The sequence below is a fragment of the Marinobacter antarcticus genome (genome assembly GCF_900142385.1).
Classification (GTDB): domain Bacteria; phylum Pseudomonadota; class Gammaproteobacteria; order Pseudomonadales; family Oleiphilaceae; genus Marinobacter; species Marinobacter antarcticus.
This window is the reverse complement of the sequence record NZ_FRAQ01000001.1, coordinates 129,398-146,077: the sequence shown is the minus strand read 5'-3', so window position 1 is coordinate 146,077 and position 16,680 is coordinate 129,398. Positions and strand designations below refer to the sequence as shown.

The window sequence follows — 16,680 nt, the reverse complement described above, 5'->3', positions numbered from 1 at the left end:
CGACGCTCATTGAGATTCAAGGTAGGGGAGTTCCTGAAAGTGTTGAAAAAAACATGACGATTACAACTCTTTTGCCGGATCCTGCAGACCCTCGGCTATCCCGCATGGTTGAGGGCGTTGATGAAAACGGGCAACCGAAGTCGATCAGCGTGATCGAAGAGCGTCCTCTGACTATCTATCTGAATAGCCGGGAGATCGTCACAGCGATGACCATCGGCGATCATCCAGAGTACCTGGCACTCGGTTTTCTTCTGAATCAGGGTATGCTGAAAGAGACCGATCAGGTCACGAAGATTGATTTCGACGAAGAGCTGGAAGTTGCTGTGGTTCGCACCGCAGAAGTGACAGATGTAGAGGACAAGCTGAAAAAGAAAACCCGAACCTCCGGCTGCGCCGTGGGCACGGTATTTGGTGACATGATGGCGGGGCTGGATGGGCTGTCATTGCCGGATACACCGGTACACACCAGCACCTTTTACGATCTCTCCTACCAGATTAACCACACGCCCAGCCTTTACATGGAAACCGGTGCTATTCATGGCACTGCTCTGTGTCAGGGCCGCGAAATCCTTGCCTACATGGAGGATGTCGGGCGTCACAATGCGGTCGACAAGATCGCAGGCTGGATGCATCTGAACGGCATCCCTGCGGCAGACAAAGTTCTCTACACAACGGGCCGTTTGACCTCTGAAATGGTGATCAAGACGGCCCTGATGGGTATCCCGACCCTGATCAGCCGGTCGGGCTTTACGGCCTGGGGAGTCGATATTGCCCGGCAAGTCGGGTTGACGCTGATCGGACGGATGCGAGGCAAGAAGTTCACCTGTCTCAGTGGCCAGCATCGCCTGGTGTTCGATCAGGACCTGTCCCAGGTTCCCGATGAAGACAAGAAGCAGCGTCGAAAAGGGGCAGGGCATGACTGAGTGTGCGGTTATTCTTGCCGGTGGCCAGGCCAACCGAATGGGTGGTGGTGACAAAGGGCGATTGATGCTGGGCGATCAGTCATTAATTGACCGCGTTATTGAGCGTATCACCCCGCAGGTTGATGAAGTTGTGCTGAATGCCAATGGTGACCTGAGTCGGTTTGATGACCTGAGTTTGCCCGTGGTGGCGGATTCTATAGGCGATTTTCCGGGGCCTCTGGCCGGTGTTCTCGCTGGAATGGACTGGGCAGCCGAGCAGGGCCATGAATGGCTGATCAGCGTTGCTGCGGATACTCCATCTTTCCCCCGGAATCTGGCGGAGCGGCTGGCCAGGTACGATACCCCTGTGGTGTTGGCAGCCACCCCGGATCCGGAACGCGGTCGACTGCCCCAGCCGACCTTTGGCCGCTGGCAGGTCGCGTTGCGGCATGATCTGCGAGCCGCCCTTAACGACGGAGTACGCAAGATCCGTCAGTGGACACAAACCCAGGGTGAAACGCTGGTGGTTTTTAATGAGGGTGATTTTTTCAATATTAATACACCAGCAGATCTTGCCTGGGCGGAGAAGCACCTCAAGTGAACGTTATCGGTATCGTGGGCTGGAAAAATTCCGGGAAAACAACTCTGGCCAGTGCATTAATTCGTGAGCTCTCTGGTAGAGGGCTGACGGTCAGCTCGATCAAGCATGCCCATCACATGGTGGATGTGGATCAGCCCGGCACGGACAGCTACAAACACCGCGATGCTGGCGCCCAGGAAGTCATCCTGGCAGGTGGTCAGCGTTTCGCCATCATGCACGAACTACGAGGGGCCAAAGAGCCGACGCTGGACGAATTGCTGGCCCGTTTGGGCCCCTGTGACTGGGTCGTGGTGGAAGGGTTCAAAACCCATTCGCACAGAAAGATCGAAGTGCACCGGCGGGAAAGTTCGCGAACACCCCTGTATCCGGAAGATTCCAGTATTGTGGCTTTGGCAGCGGACTATGCTGCGGAGTTCCCGGGCCCCGTTTTCGATGTGAACGATGTACCCGGAATCGCTGACTTTGTTTTGAACTCTGAAAAACAGTAATCGGGAGAGCCATGAATCCGCTTCGTAATGACTGCTTTGCCTTACCTCCCGGGGTTAACTGGACGCCGGTAGAAGAAGCGCTGGAACGGTTACGCTCGCGCTTGCATCCCGTGGTGGGCATGGAGCGCTCCGTTCCGCTTTCACAGGTGAGTGGCCGGATATTGGCGAACGACGTTTATGCGCCTCGCGCTCATCCTCCCAGCAGCAATTCTGCGGTCGATGGCTATGCGTTTGCAGGGCCTTTAACCGAGGTGCCCTGCGCCATGCCCCTTGTTGATGGCCGGAGTGCCGCTGGGGAACCTTACATGGAGCATGTGCCTGAAGGCCATGTTATCCGGATTCTGACCGGTGCGGTGATACCCGCCGGCACTGATACGGTGGTCCTGGAAGAGGACTGCGAGGTCATTGACGGTCAGCTGCATTTGCACGGTACGTTAAAAGCAGGCGCTAACTTACGTAAGACCGGAGAGGATATTAAGGCACAGGATAAGATTCTCACGGCGAGTACCCGTCTGACGCCTACGCAGATTTCGGTCCTTGCCAGCGTGGGCGTTGAATCGGTTGATGTCTACCAACGGCTCCGTGTCGGAGTCCTGTCCACGGGCGATGAAGTGAAACCTGTCGGTTCAGCGGTCACCGATTGGCAAATCTACGACGCCAATCTCCCGATGCTGAGTGCACTGGTGGTGCAGCTCGGTTATGAGTTGGTGAACCTCGGCCATGTGCTTGACCGGGCCGAAGACGTCAAAGCGGCGTTAGAGAGCGGCGCTGAGCGGTGCGACCTGATTCTGACCAGTGGCGGTATTTCCGCAGGAGACGAGGATCATGTATCAAAAACACTGAAAGCCCATGGCGACATCAGTAACTGGCGCATCGCGATAAAACCGGGCCGCCCTCTGGCGCTGGCCATGTTCCAGGGTACACCTGTGGTGGGTTTGCCGGGCAATCCGGTGGCGGCCTGGGTCTGCGCGCTGCGCTTTGGAGCTCCGGCAATGGCGCTTCTTGCAGGCAGTGGATGGTTCGAGCCCCAGGCGTATTCCATGCCTGCCAACTTTCATAAGAACAAGAAGCCGGGCCGCAGCGAGATGTTGCGCGCCCGGATACGCGATGGCCAGGTTGAGGTGTTCGGCTCTGAAGGCTCGGGCCGGGTGACCGGACTGGCTTGGTCCGAGGGTTTGGTGGAGCTGAATGAAAGCGCCCAGCAGATAGAACCGGGGACCCCTGTGCGGTTTATTCCCTATGGCAGCTTCGGGCTGTAATTACTCGACGCTGCCATGCATGGCAAAGGCCTCTAAAGAGGCATCTTGTGGGGCCCTGGAGCGGTAGGTTTCCTCAACACCTAGTTCCGTCAGCGTGCGACTGACCATCAGCAGGGTGTTCTCCTCGAAGTCCTCACACATGCCACACATCTGGTCGATTTCTTCGCAGGCGACAGGGTAGGCCGCGTCGATGTCCGGCGCGCCATAACGCTCCACAAAGGTTTGCGCCAGGGTTTTTCGCGCCTGTTCCAATTCGTTGTCGGTGATGTTGCTCACGCCAACAAAGCTGGCGCGGCCACCGGATTCTATGCTGTACCAACCGTTGGTGAAGGCCTGGCGAGCTTTGCCTGTCAGGTCTGCTTCAGTCCAGTTGGAAAATTCAAATCCGCCCGAGATGGCCCATTCGCCGCTGGGGGCCGGCGTTTCAAACACATTCTCATCGGACACATCCAGTCTCAGGGTTCTGGCCAGTTTCATAGGTGCTCCGCAAATTCAATCAAACTCACTGTCTCGGTCATGACACCCTGACGCAACATCATCCGGCCTTTTTCATCCAGCCCAACAAAGACACCGGGCTTTGGCCGGTCGATCATTTTGCCCAGGGTATCGCAGCGTGGCCGCCACTCATTGTGTACGCGCTCAAATCCACTGTCCATGAAGTAGGTCAGCCACAAAAGGGTATGCTTGGACCAGCTCTCCAGCAGCGCCATGGGGGTGATATCGACACAACCCTCCTCGTGCAGACAGGTTTGATTCGGGTTTTCGCCCGGCTCGTCGCTTAAAAGCATAAAGGGCACATCGATGCCGATGACCAACCAGTTAGGGTGGGCCCTAGGATCTGACACATCCGCAGCAAAGCGAACGCTACCGCAGACAGCGCCATTGACCTTGATACGATCGGGCCACTGGAAATGCACGGGGACTTCGGGTGGAGCCAATGCGCCCAGACTCTCGGCCAGGCCAATCTGGGCAACATAGACCGCCTGAATCGCCTCTTCCAAGGACGTCTCCGGCGCCAGCACCAGGGCTGCGCGCAGGGTGTTAACCGCCTCGGAGTAAAAAATCGTGCCCGAATCGACCCCTGCGATGGCCCGGCTGACGGCCTTGTCAAAAGGATCCATGTGGTTGCGCACCGCTTCGCCCGAAAAGAGCGGCGGGAATTGGGGTGATTGGTTCATCGGATGGCCTGGGCATATATGTCAGAAGCAATAATTTCATCGGCGATACGCTGAAAGGATTGGGACTGAGGGCTATCCGGTCTCGACACCACAATCGGAACACCGCCGTCCGAACCGATGCGAATATCGAGATCCAGGGGAATTTCACCCAGGAAGGGCGCTCCAATCTTTTCTGCCTCTGCCCGGGCGCCGCCGGATCCAAAGGGATGGTGTTCTTTACCGCAGCCGTCACAGACAAAAGATGCCATGTTTTCGATCAGGCCAAACAGTGGCACCTCCATCCGGTTGAACATGTCGATGCCTTTGCGCGCATCCATCAGAGCTATGTCCTGGGGTGTCGAGACCACAACCGCGCCGGCAACGAAGAATTTCTGACTCAGGGTCATTTGCACGTCGCCGGTACCCGGGGGCAGATCCACCAACAGCACGTCCAGCCTGCCCCAGTCCACCTGGTTCATCATCTGTTCCAGGGCGCCCATCAGCATAGGCCCACGCCAGACGATGGCTTCGTCCTCCGGGGCCATCAGACCCAGGGACATCAGGGTCACGCCATGATTGCGCAACGGCAGGATGGTATGCCCGTCGGGGCTGGACGGGCGACCTGAAACGCCCAGCATCCGGGGCTGGCTGGGTCCGTAGACGTCTGCATCCAACAGACCCACTTTAAGACCTTTCGAGGCCAGTGCGACAGCCAGATTGGACGCCACTGTCGACTTGCCCACGCCGCCTTTGCCCGAGGCGATGGCAATGATGCGATCAATCCCCTTCGGGTTTTTGTCTTGTGGCCGGGGAGCGTCGGTACCGATCAGATTCGGTTTTCCTACTTCGGTGTACTCAACCATGTTGTTTCCTGTTGTTTTTAGCTGTCCAGATAATCATCACTGGTGCGAACCCGGGGACGCTCTCCCCCTGCCATGGGTGCCTTATCCCCGTGGAACTGGGCTTTAACTCGACAGTCGTTACACATCTTGATGAGCTGAACGTTGTCGGAGTTCTTGTACATCCAGTGCTGGTTTTCCAGTTTTTCAACAATTCGGTTAATGGTGCTCGCAACGCCAAACGGAGTGCCGCACTTGATGCACTCGAAAGGCTCTTCACCGTGTAATGCCCGGGCACTCAGTGCAGTCTTGGACACATCCAGCTGAGGCTTCAGAGTGATGGCCGTCTCTGGACAGGTGCTGTCACAAACGCCGCATTGAACACAGGCGTTTTCCGTGAACTGAACTTCCGGCCGGTCCGGATGGTCGCCAAGCGCACCGGTCGGACACAGGGATACGCAGGCCAGACAGAGTGTGCATTTATCCGAATCAATTTCTATCGCACCGTACGGCGCGCCCACGGGCAAAGGAATGGGAGCTTCGATCTTGTCTGACATTGCGGCAATGGTAACCCGCGTAATGTCCCGACGGCCGCCGATCAGCAAAACCGGCTCACTCACTCGCCCGACATTGTCACCGGCGCTGCAGAGTTCAATGGCGGAAATAACCCGGATCCGGCTCGGCGAGTTATGGGTGCCTTTGAGCATGGCCTGGGCCAACTCAACTTCCGCCGTCACCGCCCGGCGGTCTATTTCGTTATCCGCCAGGATCAGCACTTCGGCGTAGCCCGCCCCGAACGCTGCCATGATCTCGGCATGCCCGACCCGATCTACATGCTCCAGACCCATCGGAATCAGATCGTCTGCAAGTCCGTCGTCATATCGAGCCAGGTAGGCGATGGCATCCCCCCCCTCTTTCAATGTATGAAAAACCAGACGCGGTGACTCGTTGGTATGCTCTCGGTATACCCTGGCCATCACCTCCACGGCCTTGGTCAGCGCCTCGAACGGGGTTTCATTCATGGTCACGGCTGACGTCGGGCAAACCGCCGCGCAGGACCCGCAGCCGGCGCAAATATCGGAGTCAATCTGAATGTGATCCCCGGCGGAAAAAATGGCCTCGGTAGGGCAGACATCCAAACAACGGGTACATCCAGTCTTGTTGGCCCGGGAGTGCGCACACAGGGATTCCTCCAACCTGAAATACACCGTTTTTTCGAACTCCCCGACCCGTTCCCGGGCGGTCAGGGCAATGCGCTCCAACTCTCCGGTTTTGGTCGGGTCGGCCCAGAAGTAACCATTGCGTTTCTGATAACTGGGAAACGCCGGAGCGCCGCCGCGCAGGTCGATAAACACGTCACATTCGCTTCGGGCGGTGGCCTTCAACTCGCCGTAACCGAGTGCACCGCGACCGGCGGAATTCAGAGTCTGAAGCTGGGCAAATTCCAGCTTGAAGTTGCCCAGCGCGCCGCGAGCAGCCGTCAATTGACCTCTGGCCACATCGTAAGCAGCGGAAGGCAGCTGTATCGGGCCTGCATCACTGACGATACACGTGACACCCAGCTCCTCCTGCACCAGCTCCGCCATTCTGATGGCCTGCTCGGTCGGGCCGACAATGCAACATACACCGCTGGACTGAATGATTTTAGCGGGCGCCATGGGAGCCGGCAGCTGGGCAGCGGCAATCAAGGCCGCTTGTTTGGCATGTAAACGCTCTGGCTTCGCGCTGGAGGCACTCCAGCCGGCGCGATCCCGAATGTCGATGGTGCTAAACGGCGCCGAGTGCTGAATCTCAGCGTATACATCCTCACCCAGGCGCTCGAATAAAGAGGCCTGCTGGCCACAGGCGATGAGCAATTCGTTACTGGCGCCCAAGTGCTCGGCGGCGATGCGCATATCTTTGCCGCATAGTTGATCCACCGAGATCACCTGCTCAGCTGCCGCAGCCTTCTGCAGTGCCTCTGGATCGAAGCTCTGTGTTTTATCGCAAGAACATACCAGTAGGGTCTTGGGTGCCGTCATCAGAAGTTTGACTCTTTCGTTGTTTTTATACGTATCAGTTTTACTTTTCGAGCATGCCACAGCCATCTACTTTTGGACAATTGGATAATTGTCTGGGCCCTGCTAAATTTAAGCTATAACAAAAAGAGAAATGCCATGAGTAGTCGCACAGATGACTGGAAGCGTGAACTACAGGTCGGTGCAGTCGTTCGCCGGTCGCCAGGCGTAACCCGTTGGGCTCGGGATATCTGGAAGCCAGTAGCTGTTATACCGGGGGCACCGGACGCGTTCTGGAAAGAGCTGGTTCACGAGGGCGAGGTGGTCGATTACCACGCTGGCACCGCGACAATGGAATTATTTCGCGCCGACGTTGAGGGTTACCTGGTATCCCTTAATATGGCCGTTCCCTCCGTCTGGATCATAATGGACAAAGATGTAACGAGTCAGTCTCCATCAGGGTGGGTTGTCAGCACCGTTACCGCCAGTGCCCATGAGGCGTTGGATGCTCTGGATAGTGGCGAGAGCCTTGTTGAAGCGGTTCCGATTCCCGAGTCCCTGGCGGCATGGATCAAAGAGTTTATCGACATGCACTATATCGAAGAGCCTTTCAAGAAACGCCGTCGTGACGAGATCCGTGTTGATGGTATCGAAGATGCTAAAGGCGATCCGCGTATCCGTCAGGAGAGCGACGTCTATCGCGCTCCCGCCAACATCAAAAAGCCGAGACTTCAGTAATGGCCGAATCACGTCTACAGCGTTGGTCGCGCAAAAAATCCAAAGCTGCCAGGAAGGACGAACTCCCCACTCCTCCGGCCGTTGAGGCCGAGCCGTCCCCAGAAGTGCAGGAACTCGCCGTCAATGAAACCTTGCCGGAACACGAGGTTCTGGAGAAGTATGGTTTGCCCGACCCGGACAGCATCGAGCTGGGCACCGACATAACCGGGTTTATGCGAAAAGAGATTCCTGACCTCTTACGCCGTAAGGCCCTCCGAGCGTTGTGGAAATCCAACCCCGTGCTGGCGGTCCTGGATGGCCTTAATGACTACGACGAAGATTTCACTGACGCCGGCACCACGGTAAAAGGCGCAAAGACCCTATACAAGGTGGGCCAGGGTCTGATTGATAAAACCAAAAAGATTGATGAGCAACTCGAAAACCGGATCGAAACACAAGCCGAAGGCCTGGAACCGACTGAGCCTGAAGGGGTCACAGAGAAACTGGAGCCCGAGATTGCTGTTGAGCCACTGCCCGGTGGACGCAGCGTCTTACCTGTGGTTGGCGAAACTGAGGCGGAATCTGAACCGCGCTATCGCCCCCGAATGCGATTTGAATAGCCATGCTCGGGTCAAAGTTGCGCCAGAGTTCAATCGGCGCTATAAAGATTAGTAGTGCAAAATTCAAACAATAAAACTAAGGACTGAGACTTGGTCAATACTGCTGAAGTTCAGTGCCCCCGCTCGATCAGCGATGAAGATCGCGCGCGAGCCCAAATCTACCAATTGTTGGGTGTCTTGCTGGGCAACCCTCCTTCGAGAGAGCTGCTAAAAGGTCTGGCATCCTTGCAGAGCGATGGCACCCCTCTGGGCTCGGCCTCGAAAAATCTGGCCGCTCTCGCCGAACGCACTTCACCTTATGATGCCGAATGGGAGTACAACAACCTTTTCGTTGGACTCGGGCGTGGTGAGCTACTGCCCTACGCCAGCTATTACCTCACCGGATTTTTGAACGAAAAGCCCCTTGCAGATCTGCGTACCGATCTGATGGCGCGGGGCATCAAAGCCCGTAGCGACGTAAAAGAGCCCGAAGATCACATAGGCACACTGTGTGAAATCATGGCGGGCATCGTAGCCGGCGAGTTCCCATGCGACTGTGATCTGCCTTCGCAAAAAGCCTTTTTTGACGCGCACCTGGCAAAGTGGGCGGCACTGTTTTTTACCGATTTGGAAGAAGCGCAAAGCGCCATCTTCTACGCTCCTGTGGGCTCGCTGGGGCGGGCTTTCATGACCATAGAAGCTGATGCCTTTGCAATTCAGTAACCGGGATCGACAAGATCCCTTAACTCAGGTGGAGATGTCCTATGGACAAACCAAAGCGTGAAAACAGCCGTCGCCATTTTTTGCAAATGGCAGCAGCTGCAGCTCCGGCTGCCGTTGCAATGGCGGTTGCACCGAACGCTGCAGCCGAGGTCGTCAAGAACGACGCCCCTAAAAGCCGCGGGCTACGTGATACTGAACACACACGTAAATATTTCGAATCGGCTCGCTTTTGAGGAAGTGTGAATTATTCAAGGTTGCGTGATGCCCTTGGATGACCACACCTCCAGAAAAATGAGAATAAAAAAGCAGAGGTATCTGACATGTTAAGGAAGAAAACCAACGGGGTAGCGAAAGGCTCCCGTGCTGGATCTTTACTTTCATCTCTCGCTGCCAAGACTTTGGATCGTCGCCAGTTTTTAACGGCCTCCGGTGTTGCAGTGGGTGGGATGGCGGCTTTGTCGCTGACGTCTGGGCGAGTTGAAGCCGCGACCCCATCGACGACAGGTGGCGAAGTTGTGCGTAAAAAATCCGTGTGTACGCACTGTTCGGTAGGCTGCACCGTCGAAGCTGAAGTGCAAAACGGCGTGTGGACCGGCCAGGAACCCGGATGGGATAGTCCCTTCAATATGGGTGCCCACTGCGCCAAAGGCGCTTCGGTGCGCGAGCATGCCCACGGCGAGCGTCGTCTCAAGTCCCCCATGAAAATGGTCAACGGCCAGTGGCAGAAGATCCCCTGGGATCAGGCGATAAACGAAATCGGCGACAAGATGTTGCAGATCCGCGAGGAAAGCGGCCCGGATTCGGTCTACTGGCTGGGCAGCGCGAAGTTCAATAACGAGCAGGCCTACCTGTTCCGTAAGTTCGCCGCCTACTGGGGCACCAACAACGTCGATCACCAGGCCCGGATTTGTCACTCGACAACCGTGGCGGGCGTAGCCAACACATGGGGCTACGGTGCGATGACCAACTCGTACAATGACATCCACAACTCCAAAGCGATCTTCCTGATCGGGGGCAACCCCGCCGAAGCGCACCCAGTGTCGCTGCTACACATCCTGAAAGCCAAGGAAGAAAACAACGCGCCGCTCATCGTTTGTGATCCGCGTTTCACGCGCACCGCAGCGCATGCTGATGAGTTCGTGCGTTTCCGGCCGGGCTCAGACGTTGCACTGGTCTGGGGTATTCTCTGGCATATCTTCGAAAACAAATGGGAAGACAAGGAGTTTATCCGCACCCGGGTGTGGGGAATGGACGACATCCGTGAAGAGGTTAAGCGCTGGGACCCGGCAGAGGTTGAGCGCGTGACCGGTGCGCCAGGCGCTCAGCTTGAGCGCGTCGCCCGCACCCTGGCTAATAACCGCCCGGGCACTGTCATCTGGTGCATGGGCGGTACTCAGCACACCAACGGTAACAACAACACGCGCGCCTACTGCATACTCCAGTTGGCGCTGGGCAACATGGGCGTTTCCGGTGGCGGCACCAACATCTTCCGCGGACACGACAACGTTCAGGGTGCCACTGACCTGGGTGTGCTGGCCGATACTCTGCCTGGCTACTATGGCCTGGCTGCTGGATCCTGGGCTCACTGGGCACGTGTCTGGGAGGAAGACCTGGATTGGCTGAAAGGTCAATTTGCCGTGTGGGATAAGAACGGCAAGTCCAGAGCGATGATGAACGAGAAAGGCATTCCCGTGTCTCGCTGGATTGATGGTGTCCTGGAAGCCAAGGAGAACCTCGAGCAGCCCGACAACACCCGGGCCATGGTGCTATGGGGCCACGCGCCCAACTCACAGACCCGAATGCTGGAAATGAAGGAAGCCATGGAAAAGCTCGACTTGCTGGTCGTAGTGGATCCCTTCCCCACCGTTTCAGCCGTGCTGCATGATCGCAAAGACGGCGCTTATCTGCTGCCAACGACCACACAGTTCGAAACCTACGGTTCGGTAACGGCTTCAAACCGTTCGCTCCAGTGGCGTGAAAAGGTTGTCGAGCCGCTGTTCGACTCCAAGGTTGACCATGAAATCATAAAGCTGTTTGCGGACAAGTTCGGTTTCACCGATCGCATGTTCCGCAACATAGCCATTGAAGGCGACGAGCCATTGATTGAGGACATAACCCGCGAATTTAACCGTGGTATGTGGACCATCGGCTATACCGGTCAATCCCCTGAACGCATCAAGAAACACATGCAATACCAGCACCACTTCGACAAGACCACCCTTCGGGCAAATGGTGGGCCTTGCGATGGGGATATCTACGGCCTGCCCTGGCCAAGCTGGGGTACTGCAGAAATGAACCACCCGGGAACACCGAATCTGTACGATATGTCGTTGCCGGTGTCCCAGGGCGGTCTCACCTTCCGTGCCCGGTTTGGTGTCGAGCGCAACGGTGAAAACCTGTTGGCAGAAGGCGTTTACTCGAAAAACTCGGAGATCAAGGACGGGTACCCTGAGTTCACCATGCAGATGCTGATGGATCTGGGCTGGGACGGGGATCTTACCGCCGAGGAGCGTGCCACAATTGACGCTATTGCCGGCCCCGAGACCAACTGGAAGACCGATCTGTCCGGCGGTATACAGCGTGTTGCGATCAAACACGAATGTGCACCCTTTGGTAACGCCAAAGCGCGAACTGTGGTCTGGAACTTCCCGGATCCAGTGCCGCTTCATCGCGAGCCGCTGTACACAACGCGTCGCGACCTGGTCAAAGATTACCCGACCTATGCCGACAAGACGTTCTGGCGCGTCCCGACTCTGTACGAGTCCATTCAAAAGAACGACTTCAGCAAGGATTTCCCCATCATTCTGACCTCAGGCCGCTTGGTTGAGTATGAGGGTGGTGGTGACGAGACGCGCTCAAACCCCTGGTTGGCGGAGCTGCAGCAGGACATGTTCATCGAGGTGAACACGCGTGATGCGAATAACCTGAACATTCGTGACGGAAAAGATGTTTGGGTTTCTGGCCCTGAAGGCGGACGCATCAAAGTTAAGGCCATGGTGACTGAACGTGTTGGCGAGGGAGTAGCCTTTATGCCGTTCCACTTCGGCGGGCATCTGGAGGGCAAGTCTCTGAGAGACAAGTATCCCAAGGGCTCCGACCCCTATGTCCTGGGTGAATCCACAAACGTTGTTCAAACATACGGGTATGACTCGGTCACGCAGATGCAAGAGACCAAAGCCACCCTGTGTTCGATCATGCCAGCATAACAAGAGGTGTAGACCATGGCACTTGAAGGACAAGCAAGAGCAAAATTCCTTTGCGACGCCGAACGCTGCATCGAATGTAATGCTTGCGTAACGGCCTGTAAGAATGAGCATGAAGTTCCCTGGGGTATCAACCGTCGACGCGTGGTGACCATCGAAGATGGTAAGCCTGGCGAGCGCTCGATCTCGGTAGCTTGCATGCACTGTTCAGATGCGCCTTGTATGGCCGTTTGTCCCGTGGATTGCTTCTACCAGACAGAAGACGGAATCGTATTGCATTCCAAGGATCTATGCATTGGTTGTGGGTATTGTTTCTACGCTTGCCCCTTCGGCGCCCCTCAGTTTCCCCAGGCGGGCAACTTTGGTAGCCGTGGCAAGATGGACAAATGTACATTCTGTGCAGGTGGTCCTGAAGAAGACAACTCCACGGCTGAGTTCTCTAAATATGGGCGCAACCGTATTGCCGAGGGCAAGTTGCCGATCTGTGCAGAAATGTGTTCGACCAAAGCCCTGTTGGCCGGTGATGGCAACGAGGTGGCTGACATCTATCGCCAACGCGTAGTGAGCCGTGGTTTCGGTTCGGGCGCTTGGGGGTGGGGCACAGCTTACGAGAAGAAGGGTGCATAAGTTTGCCTGAGTATTCCGGGGCCTTCAGGCCCCGGAATATATTGAGGCGACGAATTCTTCTTGTTGATTCCGTTGGAGTGCTCTCATGAATTTAAAACTACTGGGTGCCGCCGTCTTTGTACTGGCGACACTGTCATTCAACTCTGTCTGGGCGGAAGAGGCCCCAGCGGTTGATCGGACAGCGACCGGGGGCGCTCAAACCCTGGAAGACATCATGGCTCGTCAGCAGAAGTTGAAAGTTGACGAGACTTTCCGGTCGGAAAATCTCGGTAATCCAGCCAATGCGGCGCCGAACACCGATCAGTTGGGCACACGAGGCGGGGTTTCTGACGCAGACACCTACCGCTCAATCCGCTATAACGAATTTGATGCCAATACACAGATCCGGGGGTCTGCTGCTGACGTTCTGATCCAGGATGGAGGTATAAGCTGGTACAAGCTGCGCGAAGGACCGATCATCACCTATGGTGGTGGCGCGCTTCTGGGTTTCATCGCCCTGCTGGTGGTGTTTTACCTGATTCGCGGCAAAATCATGATCGATGGCGGCCCTGCAGGCACCACGATTCAGCGATTCAAGGCCATCGAACGGTTTGGTCACTGGCTGTTGGCTGGCTCGTTTATCGCTTTGGGTATAACCGGGCTCATTACCCTGATGGGGCGGAGTTTCCTGATCCCCGTGATGGGGCCCGACGCCTTTGCGACTCTGGCAGCCGGCTCCAAGTGGGTTCACAACAACATTTCCTGGTCCTTTATGCTCGGTCTGGTGATGACGTTTTTTATGTGGGTGGCGCACAACATTCCTGACAAGCTGGATTGGCAATGGCTCAAGGCAGGCGGCGGTATTTTTACCAAATCCCATCCTTCAGCAAAAAAATTCAACGCCGGCCAGAAGATCGTTTTCTGGACCGTTATGGTGCTGGGCTTCTCACTCTCTCTGTCTGGCCTGTCGCTGCTGTTTCCCTTTGAAATGCCCATGTTTGCCGAGACCTTTAGCGTCATGAACAGTGTCCTGGGAACAGATTTCGCGACGGCTCTGACACCGCATGAAGAAATGCAGTACGCCAACATCTGGCACTCGATCATAGCTTTCGTAATGATGTTGGCTATTATCGCCCACATCTATATTGGCACCGTTGGCATGGAAGGTGCGTTCGATGCGATGGGTAACGGTCAGGTCGATGTGGAATGGGCGCGCCAGCACCACGATCTGTGGGTGGCCGAGGTCGAGGCCAAGCAAGGTAAAGGAGAGTTGACGTGAAGGTTATGATTTCTGCATTTGTCGCTTCTCTGGTGATTGCCTTCGCAGCCCCGGTAGTTCTGGGTCAGTTCGGATGGTCATCAGCCGAGCAAGGAAGCAGCGAAATGAGCGTGCGTCTTGACTGACCAATCAGAAGTACACCAAATCGATGCTATCGGTTTGGTGTGTCCCCTCCCCATTTTGCGTTTCAAAAAGCGCACTCAGGGTTTGCCCAGCGGGACACAGGTCGAATTCCTGGCCGATGATCCCACCGGTCGTCGGGATTTACAGGCGCTTTGCGAGATAACCGGTCACAGAATTGAATGGGTCCGGGAAGAGGATGCGGGCGTTCTCCGTTATTGTATCTGTCTGGCATAATTGGCGTTCGGGGCTACTTATCCCAAGCCTGCCCCCGAGCAACATCAGATGCCTTCTGCTCCACCCAGTGCTCCCCACTTTCAGAAAGCTCCTTTTTCCAGAACGGCGCAGACGTCTTTAAAGCGTCCATAATGAACTCGCAAGCCGCAAATGCATCACCCCGATGGGCACTGCAGATACCCACAAAAACAATTTGCTCCTGCAGCAGCAGCTTGCCAACCCGATGAATCACCCGCGCCTTACGCACATCCCAACGTTGTGAAGCATCCTTGATAAGCCCCGCAATCACCTGCTCCGTCATCCCGGGATAATGCTCAAGAAACAATCCCGATACATCCTGCGTATCGCCGCTATCGCGCACCAGGCCCGTAAACGTAGCAATGGCACCCGTGCCGGCACCGCTGTTCCGCAGCGCTGTATACTCAGCACCTGAATCAAAATCCTCAGTCTGGATACTGATCATGTTAGCCCCCTGTTACTGGCGGGAAAAAAGCCACTTCGTCGCCAGCCTTCACCGGCGTGCCAGGCTTTGCCATAGCCTGATTGATCGCAATCATCACCGGCTGACTGCCTTGCAGTTGAGCCCAGGGGCCGCCGCGGCTCGCCAGCGCTGCAAGAATGTCGCCGGCTGTCTGATTCCTGTCTGCCGGCAGCGTGAGTTGCTCAGTATCCAACTCCTCCCGGAGACGGGCAAAAAAACGAACGGTAATGGTCTGGTCGGTCATATCAACTTAATAACTCGGTAAAGGGGTAGTAAGTTAGCAAATCACCTTCAGCAACCAATGTGTTTTCCGGAACCACCGCCAGGCCATCGGCCCAGCAGGCAGAACTCAGCACACCGGAGCTCTGGTTCGGGTATGCATTGACTTGCGTCTTTCCGTCAACAGATTCAATGCGTGCACGGACAAACTCCCTGCGTACAGAGGGCGAGGTGACGTTAAAGGCGGCTGGTATCTGCTGGCCCACAGGGTGAATCCTCAAGCGGCCCTGGCAGGAGCGTATGTAAGGCATGCCTACGATCAGAAACGTGACCAGCACTGTAGCCGGGTTGCCGGGCAGGCCCAGTACCGGCGTGCCTTTGATTGAACCGAACGCCAAGGGCTTGCCGGGTTTGATCGCCAAGCGCCAGAGCGATAGCTCGCCGGATTCTTCCAACACCGCCCGCACATGATCTTCCTCACCCACGGAAACACCCCCGCTGGTGATGATAAGGTCGGCCTGTGACGCGGCGCGCTCGAGTGTTTCCCGGGTCACATCCCGAGTGTCCCGCAAAGTCTCACAAAGCACGACCTCACAACCCACATCGGACGCCAGGCCAAGCAGGGTGAAACGGTTGGTGTTATAAATCTGGCCCGGCCCCAGCGGAGTGCCCGGGTCGACCAGCTCGTCGCCGGTCGACAAAATCGCAACTCGCAGTTTTTTCACCACAGCAACTTCAGCCACACCTATTGAAGCCAGAAGTCCCATTTCCTGGGCACGGATTTTTGTACCTTTTCCCATGGCTAAACTGCCTTCCGAAAGATCCTGGCCGCGCCGGCGGATATTCTGGTCCGCTTTTACATCGGCATTGATCAGAATGCCGTCGTCGGTAACCTCAACCCGCTCCTGCATAATGACAGTATCTGCCCCTGCCGGAACTTCTGAACCGGTAAAAATACGGGCAGCGGTCCCGGGTTTCAGCGGGCTAGGGGCCGAGCCTGCGGGGATCCGGTCAGATACCGGCAGCGCCTGGCCAGGCGCGTAATCCAGGGCGCGCAGGGCATAGCCATCCACCGCACTGTTGTCAGCCGGAGGTACATCCGCGGGCGTCTGATAATCCTGTGCCAATATTCGGCCGAAGCTTTCGGTTAGCGGCAGGAGTTCGGTTGCCGTAATCACCGGAGCCTTGCCCAGTATATGAGCAATGGCTTCTCCGACCGGCGTCAGATTGGCTGTCATGGTGGTTGTCTCCGT

At 56.4% G+C, this 16,680-nt stretch carries 20 protein-coding genes; 13 read left to right on the top strand and 7 right to left on the bottom strand.

All coding sequences use genetic code 11. From position 1 onward, the window contains the following. The first annotated feature begins 53 nt into the window (after positions 1 to 53). From fdhD to BUA49_RS00690, 4 genes are read left to right on the top strand one after another with little or no spacing between them, the layout of a single operon-like run. Positions 54 to 923 (top strand): formate dehydrogenase accessory sulfurtransferase FdhD, encoded by an 870-nt coding sequence (gene fdhD / locus BUA49_RS00705; RefSeq protein WP_072794894.1) that lies wholly within the window; start codon positions 54 to 56, stop codon positions 921 to 923. Further along, positions 916 to 1,503 (top strand): molybdenum cofactor guanylyltransferase MobA, encoded by a 588-nt coding sequence (gene mobA, locus BUA49_RS00700; protein ID WP_072794893.1) that lies wholly within the window; start codon positions 916 to 918, stop codon positions 1,501 to 1,503. The genes fdhD and mobA overlap by 8 nt, the downstream gene beginning before the upstream one ends. Next, the gene (mobB, locus tag BUA49_RS00695; protein WP_072794892.1) at positions 1,500 to 1,991 is read left to right on the top strand and encodes a molybdopterin-guanine dinucleotide biosynthesis protein B; all 492 of its coding nucleotides are present in this window, start codon (positions 1,500 to 1,502) and stop codon (positions 1,989 to 1,991) included. The genes mobA and mobB overlap by 4 nt, the downstream gene beginning before the upstream one ends. Before the next feature lie 11 nt (positions 1,992 to 2,002). Next, entirely contained in the window at positions 2,003 to 3,250 is a 1,248-nt protein-coding gene (locus tag BUA49_RS00690) for a molybdopterin-binding protein (protein ID WP_072794891.1), read from the top strand. Here BUA49_RS00690 and BUA49_RS00685 read toward each other — a convergent pair whose 3' ends face one another. Genes BUA49_RS00685 through BUA49_RS00670 form a run of 4 tightly spaced genes read right to left on the bottom strand, consistent with a single transcriptional unit; the run spans position 3,251 to position 7,267 of the window. Next, on the bottom strand, positions 3,251 to 3,727 hold the full coding sequence (locus tag BUA49_RS00685) for a DUF6505 family protein (RefSeq protein ID WP_072794890.1): 477 nt from the start codon (positions 3,725 to 3,727) through the stop codon (positions 3,251 to 3,253). Continuing rightward, on the bottom strand, positions 3,724 to 4,428 hold the full coding sequence (locus BUA49_RS00680; protein WP_072794889.1) for a biotin/lipoate--protein ligase family protein: 705 nt from the start codon (positions 4,426 to 4,428) through the stop codon (positions 3,724 to 3,726). The genes BUA49_RS00685 and BUA49_RS00680 overlap by 4 nt, the downstream gene beginning before the upstream one ends. After that, positions 4,425 to 5,270, bottom strand: a complete 846-nt coding sequence (locus BUA49_RS00675) for an Mrp/NBP35 family ATP-binding protein (protein WP_072794888.1) — start codon at positions 5,268 to 5,270, stop codon at positions 4,425 to 4,427. The genes BUA49_RS00680 and BUA49_RS00675 overlap by 4 nt, the downstream gene beginning before the upstream one ends. Before the next feature lie 17 nt (positions 5,271 to 5,287). Beyond that, positions 5,288 to 7,267, bottom strand: coding sequence for a 4Fe-4S binding protein (locus BUA49_RS00670; protein ID WP_072794887.1), 1,980 nt, complete (start codon positions 7,265 to 7,267; stop codon positions 5,288 to 5,290). Between the two features lie 135 nt (positions 7,268 to 7,402). Here BUA49_RS00670 and BUA49_RS00665 point away from each other — a divergent pair, with 135 nt between their 5' ends. The 9 genes from BUA49_RS00665 (at position 7,403) to BUA49_RS00630 (ending at position 14,727) form a co-directional block, all read left to right on the top strand. Further along, a complete protein-coding gene (locus BUA49_RS00665; protein WP_072794886.1) occupies positions 7,403 to 7,981 on the top strand; it encodes a DUF3305 domain-containing protein in 579 nt (192 codons plus the stop codon). Then, a complete protein-coding gene (locus tag BUA49_RS00660; protein WP_072794885.1) occupies positions 7,981 to 8,580 on the top strand; it encodes a DUF3306 domain-containing protein in 600 nt (199 codons plus the stop codon). Before BUA49_RS00665 ends, BUA49_RS00660 begins: the two co-directional genes overlap by 1 nt. A gap of 90 nt (positions 8,581 to 8,670) precedes the next feature. Continuing rightward, positions 8,671 to 9,282: a TorD/DmsD family molecular chaperone gene (locus tag BUA49_RS00655; protein ID WP_072794884.1), complete on the top strand. Its 612-nt coding sequence runs from the start codon at positions 8,671 to 8,673 to the stop codon at positions 9,280 to 9,282. A 41-nt stretch (positions 9,283 to 9,323) separates the two neighbouring features. Beyond that, positions 9,324 to 9,515: a twin-arginine translocation signal domain-containing protein gene (locus tag BUA49_RS00650; RefSeq protein WP_072794883.1), complete on the top strand. Its 192-nt coding sequence runs from the start codon at positions 9,324 to 9,326 to the stop codon at positions 9,513 to 9,515. Between the two features lie 87 nt (positions 9,516 to 9,602). Next, positions 9,603 to 12,488, top strand: a complete 2,886-nt coding sequence (locus tag BUA49_RS00645) for a molybdopterin-dependent oxidoreductase (protein ID WP_072794882.1) — start codon at positions 9,603 to 9,605, stop codon at positions 12,486 to 12,488. A gap of 15 nt (positions 12,489 to 12,503) precedes the next feature. Beyond that, positions 12,504 to 13,112, top strand: a complete 609-nt coding sequence (gene fdh3B / locus BUA49_RS00640) for a formate dehydrogenase FDH3 subunit beta (protein ID WP_072794881.1) — start codon at positions 12,504 to 12,506, stop codon at positions 13,110 to 13,112. Positions 13,113 to 13,197: 85 nt separating this feature from the next. Then, positions 13,198 to 14,370 (top strand): formate dehydrogenase subunit gamma, encoded by a 1,173-nt coding sequence (locus BUA49_RS00635; RefSeq protein ID WP_072794880.1) that lies wholly within the window; start codon positions 13,198 to 13,200, stop codon positions 14,368 to 14,370. Next, a complete protein-coding gene (locus tag BUA49_RS18125; protein WP_267283713.1) occupies positions 14,367 to 14,495 on the top strand; it encodes a hypothetical protein in 129 nt (42 codons plus the stop codon). The genes BUA49_RS00635 and BUA49_RS18125 overlap by 4 nt, the downstream gene beginning before the upstream one ends. Next, positions 14,488 to 14,727: a sulfurtransferase TusA family protein gene (locus tag BUA49_RS00630; protein ID WP_072794879.1), complete on the top strand. Its 240-nt coding sequence runs from the start codon at positions 14,488 to 14,490 to the stop codon at positions 14,725 to 14,727. The genes BUA49_RS18125 and BUA49_RS00630 overlap by 8 nt, the downstream gene beginning before the upstream one ends. A gap of 13 nt (positions 14,728 to 14,740) precedes the next feature. On the opposite strand, the gene BUA49_RS00625 is transcribed toward BUA49_RS00630, so the two are convergent. The 3 genes from BUA49_RS00625 to BUA49_RS00615 are packed head-to-tail and all read right to left on the bottom strand — an operon-like array spanning position 14,741 to position 16,665. Continuing rightward, positions 14,741 to 15,190, bottom strand: coding sequence for a molybdenum cofactor biosynthesis protein MoaE (locus tag BUA49_RS00625; protein ID WP_072794878.1), 450 nt, complete (start codon positions 15,188 to 15,190; stop codon positions 14,741 to 14,743). Position 15,191: 1 nt separating this feature from the next. Next, positions 15,192 to 15,452 carry a molybdopterin converting factor subunit 1 gene (moaD, locus tag BUA49_RS00620; protein WP_072794877.1) on the bottom strand — a complete coding sequence of 87 codons (261 nt, stop codon included), beginning with the start codon at positions 15,450 to 15,452 and terminating at the stop codon, positions 15,192 to 15,194. A gap of 1 nt (position 15,453) precedes the next feature. Next, positions 15,454 to 16,665 carry a molybdopterin molybdotransferase MoeA gene (locus tag BUA49_RS00615; RefSeq protein ID WP_072794876.1) on the bottom strand — a complete coding sequence of 404 codons (1,212 nt, stop codon included), beginning with the start codon at positions 16,663 to 16,665 and terminating at the stop codon, positions 15,454 to 15,456. Positions 16,666 to 16,680 lie beyond the last annotated feature (15 nt).